This is a genomic window from Virgibacillus sp. DJP39, assembly GCF_049310925.1.
Lineage (GTDB): Bacteria > Bacillota > Bacilli > Bacillales > Amphibacillaceae > Virgibacillus_F.
Window position 1 is genome coordinate 1 of the sequence record NZ_JBMERP010000067.1, and the last position, 19,788, is coordinate 19,788.

23 protein-coding genes, 2 tRNA genes and 1 rRNA gene are annotated in these 19,788 nt (G+C 37.6%); 18 read left to right on the forward strand and 8 right to left on the reverse strand.

Going from position 1 to position 19,788, the window contains the following annotated elements; all coding sequences use genetic code 11:
- Window positions 1-97 precede the first annotated feature (97 nt).
- From rrf to tsaD, 8 genes are all read left to right on the forward strand, one after another.
- Window positions 98-213 (forward strand): 5S ribosomal RNA (rrf, locus tag ACOI1D_RS16635).
- A gap of 29 nt (window positions 214-242) precedes the next feature.
- Window positions 243-319, forward strand: a tRNA-Met gene (locus ACOI1D_RS16640).
- A 21-nt stretch (window positions 320-340) separates the two neighbouring features.
- Window positions 341-417: transfer RNA gene (locus ACOI1D_RS16645), tRNA-Asp, on the forward strand.
- Window positions 418-675: 258 nt separating this feature from the next.
- Window positions 676-1,638, forward strand: coding sequence for a thiamine-phosphate kinase (gene thiL / locus ACOI1D_RS16650; protein ID WP_422502758.1), 963 nt, complete (start codon window positions 676-678; stop codon window positions 1,636-1,638).
- Between the two features lie 8 nt (window positions 1,639-1,646).
- Window positions 1,647-2,108, forward strand: a complete 462-nt coding sequence (gene tsaE / locus ACOI1D_RS16655; protein ID WP_422502760.1) for a tRNA (adenosine(37)-N6)-threonylcarbamoyltransferase complex ATPase subunit type 1 TsaE — start codon at window positions 1,647-1,649, stop codon at window positions 2,106-2,108.
- Between the two features lie 24 nt (window positions 2,109-2,132).
- Window positions 2,133-2,837, forward strand: coding sequence for a tRNA (adenosine(37)-N6)-threonylcarbamoyltransferase complex dimerization subunit type 1 TsaB (tsaB, locus tag ACOI1D_RS16660; protein ID WP_422502762.1), 705 nt, complete (start codon window positions 2,133-2,135; stop codon window positions 2,835-2,837).
- Window positions 2,830-3,279: a ribosomal protein S18-alanine N-acetyltransferase gene (rimI, locus tag ACOI1D_RS16665; RefSeq protein ID WP_422502764.1), complete on the forward strand. Its 450-nt coding sequence runs from the start codon at window positions 2,830-2,832 to the stop codon at window positions 3,277-3,279. The genes tsaB and rimI overlap by 8 nt, the downstream gene beginning before the upstream one ends.
- On the forward strand, window positions 3,276-4,286 hold the full coding sequence (tsaD, locus tag ACOI1D_RS16670; RefSeq protein WP_422502766.1) for a tRNA (adenosine(37)-N6)-threonylcarbamoyltransferase complex transferase subunit TsaD: 1,011 nt from the start codon (window positions 3,276-3,278) through the stop codon (window positions 4,284-4,286). Before rimI ends, tsaD begins: the two co-directional genes overlap by 4 nt.
- A gap of 205 nt (window positions 4,287-4,491) precedes the next feature.
- Here tsaD and ACOI1D_RS16675 read toward each other — a convergent pair whose 3' ends face one another.
- Window positions 4,492-4,812, reverse strand: coding sequence for a hypothetical protein (locus ACOI1D_RS16675; protein ID WP_422502767.1), 321 nt, complete (start codon window positions 4,810-4,812; stop codon window positions 4,492-4,494).
- Window positions 4,813-5,021: 209 nt separating this feature from the next.
- A complete protein-coding gene (locus tag ACOI1D_RS16680) occupies window positions 5,022-6,941 on the reverse strand; it encodes an ABC-F family ATP-binding cassette domain-containing protein (protein ID WP_422502769.1) in 1,920 nt (639 codons plus the stop codon).
- Between the two features lie 212 nt (window positions 6,942-7,153).
- Between ACOI1D_RS16680 and moaC the strand changes: the two genes are divergently transcribed.
- Complete coding sequence (gene moaC, locus ACOI1D_RS16685) at window positions 7,154-7,648, forward strand: cyclic pyranopterin monophosphate synthase MoaC (protein ID WP_422502771.1); 495 nt, start codon at window positions 7,154-7,156, stop codon at window positions 7,646-7,648.
- Window positions 7,648-8,298, forward strand: coding sequence for a redox-sensing transcriptional repressor Rex (locus ACOI1D_RS16690; RefSeq protein ID WP_422502772.1), 651 nt, complete (start codon window positions 7,648-7,650; stop codon window positions 8,296-8,298). The genes moaC and ACOI1D_RS16690 overlap by 1 nt, the downstream gene beginning before the upstream one ends.
- A gap of 54 nt (window positions 8,299-8,352) precedes the next feature.
- Here ACOI1D_RS16690 and ACOI1D_RS16695 read toward each other — a convergent pair whose 3' ends face one another.
- The 4 genes from ACOI1D_RS16695 to ACOI1D_RS16710 all read right to left on the reverse strand — a co-directional run bounded on the left by ACOI1D_RS16695 (window position 8,353) and on the right by ACOI1D_RS16710 (window position 12,001).
- Window positions 8,353-9,507, reverse strand: a complete 1,155-nt coding sequence (locus ACOI1D_RS16695) for a copper resistance D family protein (RefSeq protein ID WP_422502774.1) — start codon at window positions 9,505-9,507, stop codon at window positions 8,353-8,355.
- A gap of 15 nt (window positions 9,508-9,522) precedes the next feature.
- Window positions 9,523-10,071 (reverse strand): copper resistance CopC family protein, encoded by a 549-nt coding sequence (locus tag ACOI1D_RS16700; protein WP_422502775.1) that lies wholly within the window; start codon window positions 10,069-10,071, stop codon window positions 9,523-9,525.
- A 677-nt stretch (window positions 10,072-10,748) separates the two neighbouring features.
- A complete protein-coding gene (locus tag ACOI1D_RS16705) occupies window positions 10,749-11,669 on the reverse strand; it encodes a cation diffusion facilitator family transporter (protein ID WP_422502776.1) in 921 nt (306 codons plus the stop codon).
- A 14-nt stretch (window positions 11,670-11,683) separates the two neighbouring features.
- Entirely contained in the window at window positions 11,684-12,001 is a 318-nt protein-coding gene (locus ACOI1D_RS16710) for an ArsR/SmtB family transcription factor (RefSeq protein ID WP_422502777.1), read from the reverse strand.
- Window positions 12,002-12,327: 326 nt separating this feature from the next.
- Between ACOI1D_RS16710 and ACOI1D_RS16715 the strand changes: the two genes are divergently transcribed.
- The 4 genes from ACOI1D_RS16715 to ACOI1D_RS16730 all read left to right on the forward strand — a co-directional run bounded on the left by ACOI1D_RS16715 (window position 12,328) and on the right by ACOI1D_RS16730 (window position 14,096).
- The gene (locus ACOI1D_RS16715) at window positions 12,328-12,711 is read left to right on the forward strand and encodes a hypothetical protein (protein WP_422502778.1); all 384 of its coding nucleotides are present in this window, start codon (window positions 12,328-12,330) and stop codon (window positions 12,709-12,711) included.
- Between the two features lie 102 nt (window positions 12,712-12,813).
- Window positions 12,814-13,332, forward strand: a complete 519-nt coding sequence (locus ACOI1D_RS16720; protein ID WP_422502780.1) for a hypothetical protein — start codon at window positions 12,814-12,816, stop codon at window positions 13,330-13,332.
- A gap of 105 nt (window positions 13,333-13,437) precedes the next feature.
- Window positions 13,438-13,704, forward strand: coding sequence for a DUF4190 domain-containing protein (locus ACOI1D_RS16725; RefSeq protein ID WP_422502781.1), 267 nt, complete (start codon window positions 13,438-13,440; stop codon window positions 13,702-13,704).
- Between the two features lie 38 nt (window positions 13,705-13,742).
- Window positions 13,743-14,096 (forward strand): hypothetical protein, encoded by a 354-nt coding sequence (locus ACOI1D_RS16730; protein ID WP_422502783.1) that lies wholly within the window; start codon window positions 13,743-13,745, stop codon window positions 14,094-14,096.
- A gap of 428 nt (window positions 14,097-14,524) precedes the next feature.
- On the opposite strand, the gene ACOI1D_RS16735 is transcribed toward ACOI1D_RS16730, so the two are convergent.
- The gene (locus ACOI1D_RS16735; RefSeq protein WP_422502784.1) at window positions 14,525-14,722 is read right to left on the reverse strand and encodes a YdiK family protein; all 198 of its coding nucleotides are present in this window, start codon (window positions 14,720-14,722) and stop codon (window positions 14,525-14,527) included.
- A gap of 7 nt (window positions 14,723-14,729) precedes the next feature.
- The gene (locus ACOI1D_RS16740) at window positions 14,730-15,443 is read right to left on the reverse strand and encodes a CPBP family intramembrane glutamic endopeptidase (protein WP_422502786.1); all 714 of its coding nucleotides are present in this window, start codon (window positions 15,441-15,443) and stop codon (window positions 14,730-14,732) included.
- 293 nt (window positions 15,444-15,736) lie between these two features.
- Here ACOI1D_RS16740 and groES point away from each other — a divergent pair, with 293 nt between their 5' ends.
- The 4 genes from groES to ACOI1D_RS16760 all read left to right on the forward strand — a co-directional run.
- Window positions 15,737-16,021 carry a co-chaperone GroES gene (gene groES / locus ACOI1D_RS16745; RefSeq protein WP_422502788.1) on the forward strand — a complete coding sequence of 95 codons (285 nt, stop codon included), beginning with the start codon at window positions 15,737-15,739 and terminating at the stop codon, window positions 16,019-16,021.
- A 49-nt stretch (window positions 16,022-16,070) separates the two neighbouring features.
- Window positions 16,071-17,708: a chaperonin GroEL gene (gene groL / locus ACOI1D_RS16750; protein ID WP_422502790.1), complete on the forward strand. Its 1,638-nt coding sequence runs from the start codon at window positions 16,071-16,073 to the stop codon at window positions 17,706-17,708.
- A 533-nt stretch (window positions 17,709-18,241) separates the two neighbouring features.
- Entirely contained in the window at window positions 18,242-19,252 is a 1,011-nt protein-coding gene (locus tag ACOI1D_RS16755) for a DUF4062 domain-containing protein (protein WP_422502791.1), read from the forward strand.
- A gap of 33 nt (window positions 19,253-19,285) precedes the next feature.
- Window positions 19,286-19,788: hypothetical protein (locus ACOI1D_RS16760; RefSeq protein ID WP_422502793.1), on the forward strand; the 503-nt coding region annotated here is incomplete at its 3' end.

Genomic DNA, 19,788 nt, shown 5'->3' on the forward strand with positions numbered 1-19,788 from the left:
CGCTCTTATTTAGTTTTTAGGGTATAAAATTTAAAAATCGCTTGCATTTTCATGCGAAACGGTTTATAATAATTTTTGTGCCTAATTTTTAACACAGTCTGGTAGTAATAGCGGAGAAGACACACCTGTTCCCATACCGAACACAGTAGTTAAGCTCTCCAGCGCCGATGGTAGTTGGAACTTTGTCCCTGCAAGAGTAGGACGTCGCCAGGCTGTACTAAAAATGTAATACTTTCTCATATCGCGGGGTGGAGCAGTCCGGTAGCTCGTTGGGCTCATAACCCAAAGGTCGCAGGTTCGAATCCTGCCCCCGCAACCAATTTAAAAAATAATATATAGTGGTCCGGTAGTTCAGTTGGTTAGAATGCCTGCCTGTCACGCAGGAGGTCGCGGGTTCGAGTCCCGTCCGGACCGCCACTACTTAAAAAATGTCACACATGTTTTTCATTTATATATGAAACATGTGTTTTTGTTTGTCCAAATATGGCTAAGCTACGATAAATAGGTGAGCGCAGAGGGACAGGCACCACAAACTCATCCCACATTTTCAGTCCTGAATAAGATTAAAGTTATGTTAATGATTAGTTACGTATTTTTTCAATTACCCTCCTTTTTTGCTATGATTGCTATAGGATCAACTAACAGACAAGAAGAAACAAAGGTTGGTGTTACATAATGGATGAATTTGATTTTATTAACTCGATTAAACAAAAGTCTTATATGCAATCCTCTTTGATCAAAGGTATAGGAGACGACGCCGCAGTTTTTCGCCAGACATCCGAGGAGGTCGTCGTTGCTGTAGATACATTTGTCGAAGATATACATTTTTCGTTGGAAACAATGAATCCATCTCATATAGGTCACAGGGTACTTGCTGCAAATATTAGTGACATTGCAGCAATGGGAGCCAGACCGGCATTTTATCTTGTTTCTATTACATTACCCAAAAGTTTACCCTCTACTGATAGAGCAGACATTTTTGAAGGGATGCGCTCACTAGCCTCAAGATATAGAATGGATCTAATTGGTGGAGATACAGTCAGCGGTCAGCAATTGTCCATCTCTGTCACTGTTATTGGGTATGTACCACAGAAGAAAGCAAGGTACCGAAGTGATGCACGAGAAGGTGATATTGTTTTTGTAACAGGTACACTTGGTAATTCTCAAGCAGGATTTCATATTCTTAACGGTACTGATACCTATCAGGATGAATCGTATTATATTCAAAAGCATCGATCGCCAATCCCTCAAATAGAATTTGCACAACAAATACAGGAAATTGATCGGGTTGCATTAAATGACATAAGTGATGGAGTGGGTAGTGAGGCAATAGAAATTGCTGAAGCTTCACAGGTCACATTACATATAACTGAAACTGCACTTCCTGTATCAGAATCATTTTCACAATTCCCAAGCGATCTTCAAAAGAAATGGAAGCTGTTTGGCGGAGAAGATTTTGAGTTGGTTGGAACAGTATCAAAACAGAATTGGCAATCTGTGCAACAAGCCGCAAACCGTATAGGAGTAACTGTAACGGAAATAGGTTATGTCAGTGAATACAACAATCATTATGCTTATCTGCATGAAAATAATAGTAGAGTTCCGTTGAAAAAAGACGGATATAATCATTTGAAATAGGTGATGAAATGAATGAACACCAAATTAAAACGCACACAGAAGAAGATACTAAGGTAATAGCTGCTCAGTTGGCTGGTTTATTAGGACCTGGCGATGTGGTAACACTCGAAGGGGATTTAGGAGCTGGTAAAACAACTTTCACTAAAGGCATTGCCACTGGTCTAGGTGTAAAAAGAATTGTAAACAGTCCAACCTATACAATTGTTAAGGAGTATGAAGGAGATCTGCCTTTATACCATATGGATGTCTATAGACTGGAGGATTCTGAAGAAGATATCGGTTTTTCGGAATACTTCGAAGGTGATGGTATATCTATCGTAGAGTGGGCGCACTTTATTAAAGAATATCTACCCAAAGAACGCTTAGATATAAAAATTAACCATATTGATGAGCAAAGCAGGTTAATTCAGTTTTGCCCAAGAGGAAGTCGTTTTGATTCTATTATTGCTTCCTTGAAAGAAAAATTATAATTATGAGTAAGGGGGGATTCCAATATGAATGTTCTTGCGATAGATACATCCAATCAGATTATGGGTGTAGCCCTGGTAAAAGATAACGTGTTAGTTGGTGAAGTCGTAACAAACTTAACTAAAAACCATTCTGTGCGGCTTATGCCAGCTATTGATCAATTAATGAATGATACATCAATGCTGCCAGATCAGTTAGATGAAATTGTAGTTGCTAAAGGGCCTGGGTCATTTACTGGTGTTCGAATAGGACTAGCAACTGCGAAAGCAATGGCTTGGTCACTAGGAATTCCTGTAAAGGGAGTGTCCAGTTTAGAGACACTCGCCTATCAGGGCAGCTTTTTCAATTCATACATTTGCCCATTTTTCGATGCCAGACGTGGGTTGGTTTATACAGGCTTATATCAATGGGCTGATGACCGGATGGTATTAGTTGAAAAAGAGGTAAACATACGAATGGATGAGTGGTTGGATTACATAGCAAATGATCAAAAGCAAGTCCTTTTCTTAAGTCAGGATATAGAGATGCATCGGTCGTTAATAAAGGAAAAAATTGGTGACTTAGCTTATATACCGGACTTGAATTACCATATAGCAAAACCTTCTCATTTAGCATTGGCAGGTAAGGATAAACAGGCAGAAAACACGCATGCATTAACACCAAATTACTTACGGTTGGTTGAAGCAGAAGCGAATTGGTTAAAAGCACAAAAGGATAAGACAAATGCCTGAGTTAGTAGTCAGGTTAATGGAGCTAACAGACATAGACGCGGTAGTTGAAGTTGAAAAAATGTCATTCAGCAGCGCATGGACAGAAGATATTTTTTACCAGGAGATAGTGAATAACCAATTTGCTCATTACTTCGTAGTAGAAGTAGATGAAAAGGTGGTTGGTTATGCAGGACTATGGGTAGTAATTGATGATGCACAAATTACTAACATAGCCATAATGCCAACGTTACGAGGTAATAAATTAGGTGAAAAACTATTTAAATATACGATGGAACAGGCGATACGATTAGGAAGCAGTCGCTTATCTCTTGAAGTAAGGGTTTCAAATATTGTAGCGCAACGAATGTACCGCAAGTTCGGGCTTGTACCAGGTGGACTGCGGAAAAATTATTATACGGATAATAAAGAGGATGCGATAGTTATGTGGGTGAACTTACAATGAAAAAAGATACATACATTATGGGAATTGAAACAAGCTGTGATGAAACAGCGGTAGCTATTTTAAAAAACGGTACGGAAGTTTTGTCGAATGTTGTAGCATCTCAAATTGAGAGTCATAAACGATTTGGTGGAGTTGTTCCGGAAATTGCTTCCAGACACCATGTTGAACAAATGACTATTGTTTTGGAAGAGGCATTCAATCAGGCTGAAGTAACCTGGGAACAGGTCGATGCGATTACGGTTACAGAGGGACCAGGACTAGTGGGCGCATTGCTTATCGGTGTAAATATGGCGAAAGCAATAGCTTTTGCAAAACAGAAGCCTCTTGTTGGTGTTCACCACATAGCAGGTCATATATATGCAAATCGCCTGGAAAAGGAATTTGAATTCCCATTGTTAGCATTGGTAGTATCAGGAGGACATACAGAGCTCGTACTGATGCGTGAACATGGTAACTATGAAGTAATAGGGGAAACACTTGATGACGCAGCAGGTGAGGCGTATGACAAGGTTGCGCGGATGCTTAAGCTACCTTATCCAGGTGGTCCACATGTTGACCGCATGGCAGCTGAAGGTGAGGAAACTATTCCCCTACCACGTGCATGGTTAGAGGAAGGCAGCTTTAACTTTAGTTTTAGTGGGTTGAAATCTTCAGTTATCAACACTATCCACAATGCAGAACAACGTGGGGAAAAAATTAATCCGGCAGATATTGCAGCAAGTTTTCAAGCAAGCGTTGTTGAAGTCTTAACGAAAAAGACTTATCAAGCCGCGATTAAACACAATGTTAAACAAGTTATTGTTGCTGGAGGCGTGGCCGCCAATAAAGGCCTTCGTCAAGCGCTTAACGAGCAATTTGTAAAAACAGATATACCCTTGTTAATTCCACCAATTAACTTGTGTACAGATAATGCTGCGATGATCGCTGCAGCAGGAACAATTGCTTATGAACAAGGCAATCGCTCTGGTTGGGACATGAACGCTAACCCTTCCTTAGTACTAAAATAGAATTTATCAACAAGCCTGTGGATGTAATTAGTAGAACATAGTTAAACAACCAATTAATATGTGGACAGAAAATGTGGATAAATCAATCGTTGCTTGTGGATAATGTGTATAACCTTGTTGAAAACCATTTATTACGCTAGTAATTGTATTAGAATATATGTGGATAAAATAAAAAGCTGATTCTTTTCTGCGATAAGCAGAGGAATCAGCTTTTTATTTCCGTGCCAGGAAGGTTGATACTTTCGGATAACGGTTGATTCCGTGCCAGGAAGGTTGATACTTCCGGATAACGGTTGATTCCCGGCCAGGAAGGTTGATACTTCCGGATAACGGTTGATTCTGGGCCAGGAAGGTTGATACTTTCGGATAACGGTTGATTCCCAGCCAGGAAGGTTGATACTTCCATATAACGGTTGATTTCCCGCCAGGACGGTTGATACTTCCGGATAACGGTTGATTCCGTGCCAGGAAGGTTGATACTTTCGGATAACGGTTGATTCCGGGCCAGGAAGGTTGATACTTCCATATAACGGTTGATTCCCGGCCAGGACGGTCGATACTACCGAATAACGGTTGATTCCCGGCCAGGAAGGTTGATACTTCCGGATAACGGTTGATTCCGTGCCAGGAAGGTTGATACTTTCGGATAACGGTTGATTCCCGGCCAGGAAGGTTGATACTACCGAATAACGGTTGATTCCGGGCCAGGAAGGTTGATTTTCCCGTCTAACTTCCTTATTCCTGAAGCTCTGTCCACTCTTCCATTAGTTGTTCAAGCGTTTGTTTAATGTCACTTGATTCCTGTGTAAGCGCCAAAGCTTTCTCATGATCCTGGAAAACTTCGGGCTTAGTCATTTCTAATTCAAGGCCTGCTAATTCATTTTCTTTTTCCTCAATCATGTTTTCCAGTTCCTCAATACGGCGTTGTACTTTGCGTTCTTCACGTTGACGTACCTTTTCCTCTTTGAAACTCGATTTTCCTGTATCAGCTGCAACCGATTTCAGTTGCTCTTGCTGCAGACGTTCTCTTTCGGCCTGTTCTTCTTTTTTTGCAATATAGTAATCATAATCGCCCAGGTAGTTAGTAACGTGATCCGTTTGTATTTCAACAACCTGTTCGGCAATCTTATTAATAAAGTAACGGTCATGTGAAACAAATATAATGGTGCCGTTATAATCGATTAGTGCTGATTCCAATACTTCCTTACTATCAATGTCCAGGTGGTTTGTCGGTTCATCCAGTACTAGAAAATTAGCGTTCAACATCATTAATTTTGCTAATGAAAGTCTAGCCTTTTCTCCACCACTGAGGGCATGTACCGGCTTTAGTACATCGTCACCGGAAAACAAGAAGTTTCCTAACACTGTACGAATATCTTTCTCATTTTCCTGTGGATATCTGTTCCATAATTCCTGAAGTACAGTATTATTGGGGTTTAAATTTGTTTGTTCCTGGTCATAGTACCCAATTTCTACATTTGTTCCAATTTGAATGGAGCCTGTACTCGGTTTATATTGGCCAGTAATCATTTTCAATAGAGTTGTTTTTCCAACCCCATTCGGTCCTACAAGCGCTATACTATCATTGCGGTTTACGTGAAGGTTCATTTTTTCGAATAAATAGTGATTCCCGTCATCGTATTTAAAAGCCAGGTCATGAATTTTTAACACATCATTGCCACTTCTTTTGGTAGAATCAAAAGAAAACTTTGCTGAGGACTCATCACCTTTTGGCCGATCGAGCTTATCCATTTTCTCAAGCTTCTTTCTTCTGCTTTGTGCCCGTTTCGTTGTGGAAGCCCGTACCAGATTTCGAGCAACAAAGTCTTCCAGCTGCTTTATTTCTGTCTGTTGTTTTTCAAATTCCTTAAACTCCTGCTCATAGTCGAGTGCACGCTGCTCTAAATACTTGCTGTACGAACCATAATATTTTCTAACCTTATGATAGGAAATTTCATAGACAATGGAAACTGTTTTATCCAAAAAGTATCTGTCATGCGATACGATGGTAACAGCACCAGGGTAATTAGATAAGTAGTTTTCAAGCCACCCAAGTGTTTCAATGTCTAAATGGTTTGTTGGTTCATCAAGAATAAGCAGTGAAGGCTTTTGCAGTAACAGTTTTCCTAAAGCCAAACGCGTTTTTTGACCGCCACTAAGTGTACTTATCCGTGTTTGATAGTCAGATTCATAGAAATGCAGACCATTTAGGACAGACTTAATAGAAGCCGCATACTGGTAACCGCCCTCAGTAATAAAAGACTGTTGTTTCGTATCGTATTCCTGCAGCAGCTGGTTATAATTATCATCAGACAATGTGGCTGCCTGTGTCATAGCTTCTTCAATTTTTCTTAATTCCTGTTCCTTACGAAGTAGCGTCTCAAAAACACTTAGCATTTCATCCCAGATAGTTTTGGTTGACTCAAGGCCAGTATTTTGAGATAGATAACCAACTGAAAGATCCTTTGGCTTGTGCATAACTCCTTCATCATAGGAAAACTCGCCAGCCATTATTTTCAGTAAGGTTGATTTACCTGCACCATTTCTTCCTACTATCGCAATTCTATCTTGATCTTTTATTTCAAGTTTTATATTGGATAAAATCTTTTCCGCGCCAAATGACTTACTGATGTCATTCAATTGCATAATAATCATAGCGTTCACCTCAGTACTATCAGTGTATCGTATAACTTTGTAACGAGGCAATATATAACTTGTGGAAATAACCACGACTTATTATATTTTTTCTGCTAAGATATTAGTAATAGAGGTTGTTCAACTAGTCCGGTAAAAATGACACATCGAATGTTCCGGTCCTTTTTATCCTTCTTTTTGAACACGCAATCACGTTAATTGGAGATGAGAACATGACTGATTTCACTCACTTTAATAAACAAGGTAGAGCAAAAATGGTAGATATTAGTGAGAAGAAAGAAACGGAACGAATTGCAATAGCCAAATCAAGTATAGTAGTCACAGAAGAAATCTATACGAAAATTATTGATCAGGGAATTGAAAAAGGAGACGTACTTGCCGTTGCGCAGGTTGCGGGAATTATGGCTGCAAAAAAGACGTCCGATTGGATTCCTATGTGTCACCCCCTGCAATTAAAAGGAGTTAACATAACATTCGACTGGTTGTTATCTGAGAACCATTATGAATTATTAATAGAAGCTTTTGTAAAAACAAAAGGCAGTACCGGGGTTGAGATGGAGGCATTAACAGCCGCATCGGCAACAGCGCTGACCGTTTACGATATGTGTAAAGCACTTGATAAAGGTATGGTTATTGGAAATACGTATTTACTTGAAAAAAAGGGCGGTAAGTCAGGAGACTATCTCCGCGACAACAGGGAGGAATAATGGTGTTGCAAAATAAAATTCCACAAGCCAGCGCCAAACGGTTACCGTTATACTACCGATTCATTAATAATCTGCACATCCAGGGTAAAACGCGCGTATCCTCAAAAGAGTTGAGTGAGGCTGTCAAAGTAGATCCAGCCACCATTCGTCGTGACTTCTCTTATTTTGGTGCTTTAGGAAAAAAGGGATATGGGTACAATGTCGAACATTTACTGAGTTTTTTTCGAAAGACACTGGATCATGATGAACTGACAGAGGTTGCCCTGATAGGTGTAGGGAACCTAGGCACTGCCTTCCTCCATTATAATTTTATGAAAAACAATAATACAAAGATTGTGAAGGCATTTGACGCAGAACCAAGTAAAGTCGGCTTTGACATTGGTGGAATTCCAGTTCTTCACATTGATGAATTAGAAGAAAAAATGCAGGGTATTCATGTTGCTATACTGACAGTGCCATCAAGCGAGGCTGAGGGAATTACAGAGCGTTTGGTCAACACTGGTGTTTCAGGTATATTAAACTTTACACCTGCCAGAATTACAGTTCCTGACAATATCCGTGTCCACCATATTGATCTTGCAGTGGAGTTACAGGCACTCGTATATTTCCTGAAACATTATCCATTGGATGAAGAAGGAAAAAAGGAATAGGCTTTAAAAAGAGGCATAATCCCTAATGAGATTATGTCTCTTTTTGATTTTAATCTAATTTATTCCAACCATAATTCCAATATACAGTGCTAAAACCATTAATAAGGAAGAAATAGCGCTAACAAAGATCGATTGCCTTTTTACAGCGGCGAAGATTGTAATAACCAGGAACAACAGACCCAGTAGGAACAATAAGGAACTTTCTAAACCGAAAGAAAAAGTTACATGATAGAGAGCGCTCGTTTCTTTGGTTGCATTTTGAATATGGGACACAATATCTCCACTGTATATGGCGTTAAAAAGAGGAGAGGCTCCATGTGTTTTCATTAAGTTGAATATTTCGTGAGGTGGCCATGATTGACCCATGAAAGCCGTAACGCCAAATACAATCAGTGCAAAGACACTTTCCAGCCTGGCCCACTTTAATGGATTAAATGCCGGTTGCTTACTTCTTTTTCTGAACAGTATTCCATTTACTAAGGCAAAGATTATAAGCGCAATAATAAGGACATGTTTAATCAATAATGCCTGTCCATAGTTAAACATCAGGCTGTTTTGATATTCTTTTAGAATCGATGCAGCAGGGTCATCATATGAGTTGATATCAATAGTCATCGTAAAAAGTCCTGAAATCAATGCCACGATAAGGCAAGCGATTGCGACAGGGGTGAACCACTTTAAAAAAGCGATCCAGTTGTCTGTATTCTTAGCGAACCAGCTAACAACAAGTAAAAGTCCTATCCAGATTGAAACTGCTAAAAAATGAAGTGTGTGGTAAAGGAACCCCTGCCATTCTGTAATTGTAGCTGCATGGCTTGAACTCGTATAACCTACAAGCATTAGTGCAGTTAATATAAGAGCAAAAATGGTTATGTTCTTGTTTGTTTTCAGTTCCTTGGACAACAGCACACGGATAAGAATGGTTGCAACGAGGGCAATAAACAACCATGATTTTCCTACTTCGAAAGAAAATAAAACACTTTTAAATACAAACCAAAACCCGTTACTACCAGAAAGTATTTCAGCTGTTTTGATAACAGGAAGCAGTGCTGCTAAAGGAATAAGTCCTGTTACCAGAAATAGTACTTTTCTTGGGATATGTAATGATGGTCTTTTATTTTCCGGGACCAATAACAGGATTAATGCCCCGATAAGGACAGAAAAGCAAGTGTATAAAATAAACTCTGTTAATGAAACCAATACGGTCATAAAAAAATCTCCCTTTTACTTTTTGTTTCTACCAAACCAAACCCAGGCAAGTAAAGCAATTCCTGCTATAGCAAATAATGAAATAATACCATAAATTAATGTAGTTGGCTTCTCACTACTACTCGTATTTGTTTCAATCTCGGTTGATTTGGAAGCCGCTTGTTTATCCTGCTTACTTTCTGGTTGAACACTTTCCTCTGAACCTTTAACTGTGAAGGAATAATTGTTTTGAATAATGTGACCATCCGCACCTAACACTTCCCAGTTAACGGTATATGTACCAGGGCTTAGATCCTGGCTGAAAGTTGCCAGTAACATAGTATCATTAATTTGAATGGAAGCCGGTTCAACCTTTTCACTGGTATCTGTTGTTAAAAATAACGTACTTCCATTTTCAATCTTCGTATTAAAAGACAGCTCTATCTCGTTAGTAGGGTTATCCAATACAGCATCCTCACCAGGCGAAGCATTGATAAGCGAGGAGTGTGCTTCTACTGAAACTACGTGAATGGAAATAAAGAACAACGAAAAAATTATTAGAAATAGACTATATTTACGTTTCACCGTATGACGCTCCTTTTTTAATCACTCAACTTTCGCAGACTGAAATAAGTAGGTGCTCCCTGAAATAGTTGAATAAGCGCGCAATCTATTGTTATAGTTGGCACAAAATATATAAAATGCGATGTAACAGTTGGTTGTTTTCCGCTACGGACCGTTGCTTTCCGCGGGCACGGCTTCAGTCTCCTCGAGAAACTTAACGAGGCGGGGTCTTCAGACTCGTGCTGTTCCCGCAGGAGTCAACGATCCTCCGCTCCAATCAACTCATAATTGTGGGAAATTCATGCGCAAATCCATAAAAATGATTTCTATCGTTCACCACAGCAGCGTAGTGTTTTTCCGCAGTGCGCTCGCAGTGCACCGAACATGATTTTTGATTATGTCGCATTTTACATCAGTTACGACAAAGTAAATAGCAACATGTTTTATGAATAGACATATTTGTCATTCGTGTCAAGTACCATATTTCAAGTGCTACAAGTACTACAGTTTATTGCATTCATCATGATTATCTATGTGCGAAAGTTGAGTAATCACTATCATTTCTCACTAATAATAGCATTACTTATATATAATACAGGTTGAAAAAACAGTTTGTTGAAAAATGTTCATTAAATGAAGAAACCATACCTCCGTATAGAGGTATGGCAATGCTGCTTTCTAATGAGTGTCCCTCGACTCTAATCATGTTCGGTTTGACACAGTGGTGAATCATCATGAGGATGGTCTTTATTTTCTAATTGTATGGTCACATGACCTATACCTTTATGTTCTAACTTGTGCTCCAAGGACCTCAGCAACTTTTGACTTTCTCCAATAGACACGCCATCTTCAACTACTGCGTGACAGGAAAGTGCATTCTGTCCACTGGTAATACACCAGACATGCAGGTCATGAATACTTATAATTCCGGGAACATCTTCCATGGTATTTATAATGTCATTCAGATCAACATTTCTCGGTGTACCTTCCATTAAAACATGGACAGCGTCTTTGGTGACCCGCCAGCCGCTTATCAATACAAGAACCGCAACAATAACACTTGCCAGCGGATCAGCCCATCCTAAGTCGAAAAAGATAATAAGTAATGCAGCAATAATTGCGCCTACGGAACCAAGTAAATCACCGAGTACATGAAGAAATGCAGCACGAAGGTTTAAATTATCCTTTGTGTCACCACGCAGTAATATCCAGGCAACGAAAAGGTTTACGATTAAACCGGTAATAGCTATGATTAACATTCCAGTTGATGCAACTTCCGGTGGATCCATAAAACGGTGGTACGCTTCATATAATATATAGAGGGAGATTAGTGTAAGCGTTACGCCATTGAATAATGCCGCCAGTATTTCAAAGCGCTTATAGCCATATGTTTTGCTGTAGTTAGCAACTCTCTCGCCTAAAACGAAGGCAAATAGCCCAACTCCAAGTGAGATGGAATCACTAAGCATATGCCCAGCGTCAGAAAGCAATGCAAGGCTATTGGTTAGGAAACCTCCAACAGCTTCAACAATCATAAATAATGTAGTCAGGATAAAGCTTATCAGTAAAGCTTTTTTGTTAGCTCCATGTGAATGGTCATGCCCATGATCATGGCCCATTTTTTAAACCTCCTTTAACTGTGACAAGCATGGTCAATTGTTTGTTTTAAGACATTCATTACGTGCTCATCGTCATGTGAATAGAATAATGTCGTTCCTTCCCTTCGATATTTCACTAATCGTAAGTTTTTTAAGAAACGCAATTGGTGTGACACAGTTGATTGTCTGAGGTGCAAGTGTTCTGCAATAGTATTTACAGAGTATTCCTGTTGAAAAAGTAAGTGCAGTATTCGTATCCTGGTAGGATCGCCCAATGCCTTGAACGTTTGGGATACCACAAACAGCGTTTCCTCATCCAGGCTCTTTATTGCATCAGACTGTTTTTCTTCCATACTATTCCCTCCATTACTATTACAATTCGCCACAGACTATTGTAAGTGTGTATATATTAACATATGTTCATATAGTAATATTTGTTAGTGTAATTGTCAAATTAAAACGTTAATGGGGAAGTGTACCGAAAATGCATATAGAGGCATTAGGTATTAGTGTAAGTAACTAGTGTGCAAATTTTTGTTCACTAGTCGTTTTCCCTTTGAATTTACAACGTATTCTGAATATTTATGGTAAAGTTGATAAAGAGATTGTAAAGAAAAGTTCTTAAGCTAAGCACCGATAGTTGAATTGGGAGTAACTCTTCTGGAAAAGAGGTAATTAAGTGAAAAAATTCGGGATGATTTTAGGTATTTTTGTAGCAGTTATTGTAGTGTTTGTATTTATTAATAAATTATATTACCCGTCTCTTCCGATAAATGATATATCGGCAAAAGAAGCGATTGACAAACTGAAAGAATCGAATAGTAAAATAACTAAAATTGCAGTAGAAGGCGATTCTATTTGGTATATCACAAGTAGTGAGAACAAAGGAATTTCAATTGCCGACGAAAATATAAAACAACTGATTGCATCAAATGGGTGGGAATTTAAACAGAAAGACGGCAGTGGTTTGTTCTTTGAAAATGACGGAGAAAGATTGATTGCTACTACTCAAATGTGGACTGGAAATTATGTTCTCGTGAAAATCCCAGGAAATTTCAATTAATCCTGATAGGGTTTTTATAGAACAAGTGGGTACAAGAGATGAAGAACAAGATAGTTTAGATTTAACGCATTTATCGTATTAATCATATAGGAGGAGATTCATTTGAAAAAACGAATGTATGCATTTGTTGTAATCGCTTTATCTGTTTCACTTCTCTTAATAGTAGCTGGTTGTACCGAAAAAACAGAAACGAAAACGCAAGATGAGAATATACAAACGATTGAAGCTGTATTACAGAATGCCCTTACACGTCCAAGTGATGAATTAAAAAAAGTGTCGGAAGAGGGACTCGAAGATTTCGTGAAATATGAAGAAAAACTATATAAAGATTATTTTGCAAATGATACGTCCTACCTGCACTTTGTTAATAATTACAGTTGGTCATTAATGATGGAGCCAATTCGAAACAATTACAAATTAAAGGTAAAAAACATTGAATACGAGAAAACAGAATCTAAAGAGATAATTTATGATTTCACCGTAGAAGTACAGTACCAAAAAGAAGGCAGTCAATCATCAGAAGTGGTATTTGTGGATGGGGAAGCTAATATGAACGCAGAACATAAAATAGAAGATCTGTTAATTCGTGATAAAGACTTTCATAAACTTTTTCACAATTAAAGATAAAATCAGCAGTCCGTTATTTTTATCGGAATAATGCTGCAGTTTTGTTTAGAAAGAAGTTTGGCGCTTTGTAGTAAAACTTTAAGGTGAGGGGGGATTCAAATGGTTGAAAAAATTAAAACAAATAGTAATTCGGCCATTTCTTTAACAGTAGGAATTCTTTCGATTTTAATACCAGTAGTTGGCTTAGTCCTTGGTGTGATCGGGGTTGTGGTATCAAGAAAAGCAATAAAAGAAATTGAAAAAACAAATGAGAATGGTAGAGGTTTAGCGACTTCGGGTTTGATTTGTAGCTCGGTTGGAATTATTATTCAAATCTTTGCATTGTTAGGTATTATTGCTTATTATTCTATAACTACCGTAGGATAAATTCAACATTTAGCTTATTGTGCTAACGGGAGGATACTTTGTTAAACAAAAAAGTACTTTCTATTATTATTGGGGTTATCACAACACTTTTCTCCAGTTTTGCTTTAATTACACATAATGATGAATTATTATTACTACCGTCAATCCAACTAATTTTTGGTTTAGTAACAGCGGATATGTTGGTGTCTGGAATTTCTGCTTTTCGTGGAAAAAGAAAAGGATTAGGCTTGTTTTTTACTTTCATAACTTTGTTTATGCTTACTGTTGTCATTTTAAATAACACTATGACAATCGAAGGGATAATTCCAGTTATAGCCTTGTACATGTTTTTTGGAGTTCCAATAGGTATCATTGCGATGTTTGCCCATCGAATAAATACTAGAAATGAATGATAAGGCAACGCATCCTTGTTTAACTTTAGCCGCAGGGCAGTGAAATAGCTTTTATTAAAAATTTGTATAGTTAAGAGGGATAATAATTGGAGGATGTTTAGCGTGTGTTGTGGGATAAACCTAAATGTATTGTATGTTTAAGGGAGATGACGTTGTTTTTATCAAAATGCGATACCCTAAGCGAAAGGGCATTACTGAAATAAAAGCATACATAAGAAACCAAGGTAAATTTATTTGTGAAGACTGTTTTAATAACAAATCCTACTAAATGTACTTAAATAAACAATAAGAAAAATCTCAGTTCAGTGAACTGAGATTTTTCTTCAACTAAATACGGTGCGATTCGTTACACAATTTCATCTGCACTTTTTGTTGTAATTTGCAGTGTTATAGGTTTTAACAGAACCCAATAAGCTGAGCAACAGCTGCTACTTTGTCTTCTCCTTATTACGCATATGGTTGCGCATGAGTCGTATTGCTACACCGAAATCAAGTGTAGCAATGATTGCGAGAAGAATAGTGGAAGAATTCCAAACTGTTTCCCCCGCACTCTGTGTAGCCATGTAGACAAATAATATACCCATAATGAAATATATATTAGCCATAACTTTTGGTGATGTTTTCATAAAAATATTAGCCCCCAACTAAGATCATTTGCATTTGTTCGAGTTGCTGCTGCATTCTCTCTAAATCTTCCGGCGTTAATAAAAATTGAACAAGTACCGAAATAGAATTTAATGACATGTGAACAATGATTGGAACAATAATCCGCTTTGTTTTAACATAAAGGTAAGCAAATACAAAACCCATCGAACTATAGATCAGAATATGCTCTGGTTCGCCATGAATAATCCCGAATGCCAAAGCAGATAAAAGTGCGGCTAGAAAGAAATTCATTTTTTTATAAAGGGAACCAAATATAATCTTCCGGAAAATAATCTCTTCTGCGATTGGTGCAATGATTGCAGGGATAATCATAAATATAGGTGCTGCACGCGTGATATCAATGATCATCTGCGTATTAGCAGATCCCTGTTTAATCCCTAACAGCTGAACTTCAATGATCACCGCTATATACTGAGCGAAATAAGCCATGAACAAACCTGCAATAGACCACAGTATAATTGCGCCAGGTTTTGAAGCATCCCGGGTTGCGGGTATCTGCATATCAGGTTTCATGATAAACAGTATGGCGATAACCCCAGCGGTAAAACTGAAGATTGTCCAATAAATAACTGCCTGGAACTCACTTATTGGAAGCGCGGCGTATAAAAGAGGGGAAAAAATAACCCCGGAAAATTGCATAATTATATAGGTTAAAATTACATACCAGTAACGCTTGGTCAAATTTGAACGACTCCTTCAGTAAATTAAATATATGTTTACCAGTGTATGCAGTACTGTAAAGTTCTAGTAACTTTAGTTTAAAAACTTATATCTCTATATTATCATATTTGGGGTCATGCTTATAATAGAATGGATTATGGAGATAATGTCGAAATATTTTTTTGCAATATAGCTTCCAATTACTTGCAATTTTGTCTCGTATTACTTATGATAATAATTGGAATTAGCACTCAGTTGTGTAGAGTGCTAACAATCATAATAAATAGCAAAATGAATTGAAGGAGGTTGTCTACATGATTAAACCACTAGGAGATCGTGTTGTAATCGAGCTTGTTGAACAAGAGGAAAAAACTGCAAGCGGTATTGTGCTTCCAGACTCTGCAAAGGAAAAGCCGCAAGAAGGTATGGTCGTTGCAGTAGGAACTGGACGTGTAACAGATAATGGAGAAAGAATTGCTTTAGAAGTTTCTGAAGGAAATCGCATTATTTTTTCAAAATTTGCTGGAACAGAAGTGAAGTACGAAGGTAAAGAATACTTGGTTCTTCGTGAAAATGATATTTTAGCTGTTGTAAATTAAACAGCAACGGCAATTTTACTTAGGAAAAGAAATTGAGGAGGTTTTTTAAATGGCTAAACAAATTAAATTTAGTGAAGACGCTCGCCGTGCAATGCTACGAGGTGTAGATACATTAGCAGATGCTGTTAAAGTAACACTTGGACCAAAAGGACGTAACGTTGTTCTGGATAAAAAGTATGGTTCTCCATTAATTACAAATGATGGTGTAACAATTGCAAAAGAAATCGAACTAGAAGATCACTTCGAAAATATGGGTGCACAGCTTGTATCAGAAGTTGCATCAAAAACAAATGATGTTGCTGGTGACGGTACAACAACTGCAACTGTTTTAGCTCAAGCAATGATCCGTGAAGGACTTAAAAACGTTGCATCTGGTGCAAATCCAGTTGGCGTTCGCCGCGGAATTGAAAAAGCTGTAGAACTTGCTGTAAGAGAATTGCAAGCAATTTCTAAACCGATTGAAAACAAAGAATCAATTGCACAGGTTGCAGCAATTTCATCTGGTGATGATGAAGTAGGTAACCTTATTGCAGAAGCAATGGAACGCGTTGGTAATGACGGTGTTATTACTATCGAAGAATCAAAAGGTTTCAACACAGAGCTAGAAGTTGTTGAAGGTATGCAATTTGATCGCGGCTATGCTTCTCCATACATGGTTACAGATCAGGACAAAATGGAAGCAGTATTAGAAGATCCATATATTCTAATCACTGACAAGAAGATTGGTAACATCCAGGAAGTATTACCAGTACTAGAGCAAGTTGTACAACAAGGTAAACCACTTCTATTAGTAGCAGAAGATGTTGAAGGAGAAGCACTTGCAACACTAGTTGTAAACAAACTTCGTGGAACATTTAATGCAGTAGCAGTTAAAGCACCTGGCTTTGGCGATCGTCGTAAAGCAATGCTTGAAGACCTTGCTACATTAACTGGTGCAGAAGTAATTACAGAAGATCTTGGACTTGATCTTAAGAGCACTACAATCGAACAATTAGGTCGCGCTACTAAAGTAGTTGTTACAAAAGAATCAACTACAGTAGTTGAAGGTGGCGGAAACCCTGAAACAATTTCTTCCCGTGTAGCACAAATCCGTGCACAAGCTGAAGAATCAACTTCAGAGTTTGATAAAGAGAAACTACAAGAACGTCTTGCTAAATTAGCTGGCGGTGTGGCAGTAATCAAAGTTGGTGCTGCAACTGAAACTGAGCTAAAAGAACGTAAACTTCGTATTGAAGATGCATTGAACTCTACTCGCGCAGCAGTAGAAGAAGGTATCGTAGCTGGTGGTGGTACTGCACTAGTGAGCGTATACAAAAAAGTAAGCGAATTGGATCTAGTTGGTGATGAAGCTACTGGTGCTAACATTGTACGTCGTGCACTAGAAGAGCCAGTACGTCAAATCGCGCACAACGCAGGCCTTGAAGGTTCTATTATCGTAGAACGTCTTAAAGGAGAAGCGGTTGGCATAGGATTCAACGCAGCAACCGGCGAATGGGTAAACATGGTCGAAGCTGGAATCGTTGATCCAACTAAAGTAACACGTTACGCACTTCAAAACGCAGCATCTGTGGCAGCAATGTTCCTAACAACTGAAGCAGTTGTAGCTGACCTACCAGAAGACGACAACGCTGGTGGCGGCGGAATGCCTGACATGGGTGGCATGGGCGGAATGGGCGGCATGATGTAATTTAGGTTTTTAAACCTTGTTATATCAATGTTAATAACTACCTTTGACAATCCAGGTGTCCGAAAAAAAGACCGATAATAGACGTTGAGATTTTTAGAAGAGTTCTTCCATTAAGTTATTTAACTTTTTGGGTGGGCTCTTTCTTCTTGTTTAAGGGTAGATAATATCATCTATACTAAAATCGTTGAATTTGAATTCTTTTTCCATATCCAAAGTGAAAAACAAATTGATCAAAATGGAATCCTTTTCAGAATATTATTGTAATTTCTTATAGATATATCACACGGTAAGAAGGGGTGTACAATTTTAAGTTGACGTACAATAATATTTGAAAAAATTACTTACAGGTAAAACAAAGGATACTCTTTTTAAAAGGAGATAGTCCTTTTACTAGGGCAATGGGTAGCGGGGAGGTGGGGCAGTTACCACTCTTATTTATTATTTTACATATTCTTTGTTTGAGAGCGGTATAACTTTAATTTTTTTCTATTTATTGCCATAATAAAAAAGTAATATTTGGGAGGGTGAGATAAATGAACAAAAAACTACAAGTATTTGTTTCTTCAACATATTTAGATTTGAAGGATGAAAGGCAGAAAGCAGTTGAAGGTATTCTGAGAGCAGGTCATATACCCGCAGGAATGGAGTTGTTTACTGCTGCTAGTAAAAGTCAATGGCAGGTTATAGAAGAATGGATAAAAGAGTCAGACATTCTTATGCTAATACTAGGAGGAAAGTACGGTTCAATAGAACCTGAAACAGGAAAAAGTTACACTCAGCTAGAATATGAATTTGCAATGAAACATAAAATACCAGTTTTTTCTATTGTTTTAAATGAACAATACTTAATTAACAAGAAAAGTGCAGACATAAGTCTTGAACTATTTGAACGTGATGTAAGAGAACCTAATGTCAAAAAATATAATGACTTTAAAAAATTGGTGCTATCAAACTTGGTAAAGTTTGTTGAAAATATAAGTGAAATAGCAACCGAAGTTTCTTATTCTTTACAGGAATTTGTTAGAAAAGATAAAACTGAGTATCATTTTCGGGGTTGGGTCAGAAGTACTGACCTCGAAGGAGAAAATAGTGTAAAACCTCAACAGAATCAAAAGTTGTTTGAATTGGATGAAACATTATTAAGCGAGGTAATCAATAAAGTCGAGCAGGAGTATTTTGTTGATATCATTGGGCAAATATCAACTTACTGTTCCTATGAGAGTAAAACAAGAGAGATGATAGATGATTTTGTTTACGTGTATTCTAGACCAACAAAAAAGTTTTTTAATGAAGAATTGCAGAAGGTATTTTCTAAATTGTTAAAGGCTCTTGATGACTATACAAATCACTTAGTAACAAATTTCTTTCCCAAAAACAATAGACTATACTTATATCCTGAATTAAACATTGATTATCAATGGGTGGGTGATGAAGGAAGGCAATTATACGACAAGCACTATAGAAAGTTGTCAGAATTTTCAAGAGATACAATAAAAGAGATTATAAACTTTGTACACGACTCAAGGGTTACGCTTTATCAGTAATTTCAAAGAATATTATAAAAGGGTGGTTAGGAAATGGATAAATCTTTGAGTTTTAAAGACTTGATGTACATTGATAAAAAGGTTTTAAAACGTGCAGAGAGTATTCATAAGAAGCATTACAGTAGCTTTTTTACTAATAAAAAAGCTGAAAATGCTTCTAGTAATAGAATGTTAACCGCATATCCATTAATGATTGGGACAGAAAATTATTATAATGGTGAACTTTTAAGTACATATGCAGTCTTCAAATCAATGCGAGAGCTAAATAAAACTTATAGAGTAACAGCCTATTACTTTGAAAATCTAATTTTTAGAATTATGTCGTTTTGGGAGTATCTTTATCAGTTTTTAAATTTGCATTTCCACTTAGAATTATATGATTTTAGAGCAAAGAACAGAATAATAGAGCGTTCAGGTTACACTCCTGAGTTTTTAGATGAAGGGATAGGAAAACGATTAGAGTTTATACCAAAATCCAAAGAAGAACAGAAGAGAATAAGGAAGGAATTGCAAAAAAAACTTCAAATTATTAATAG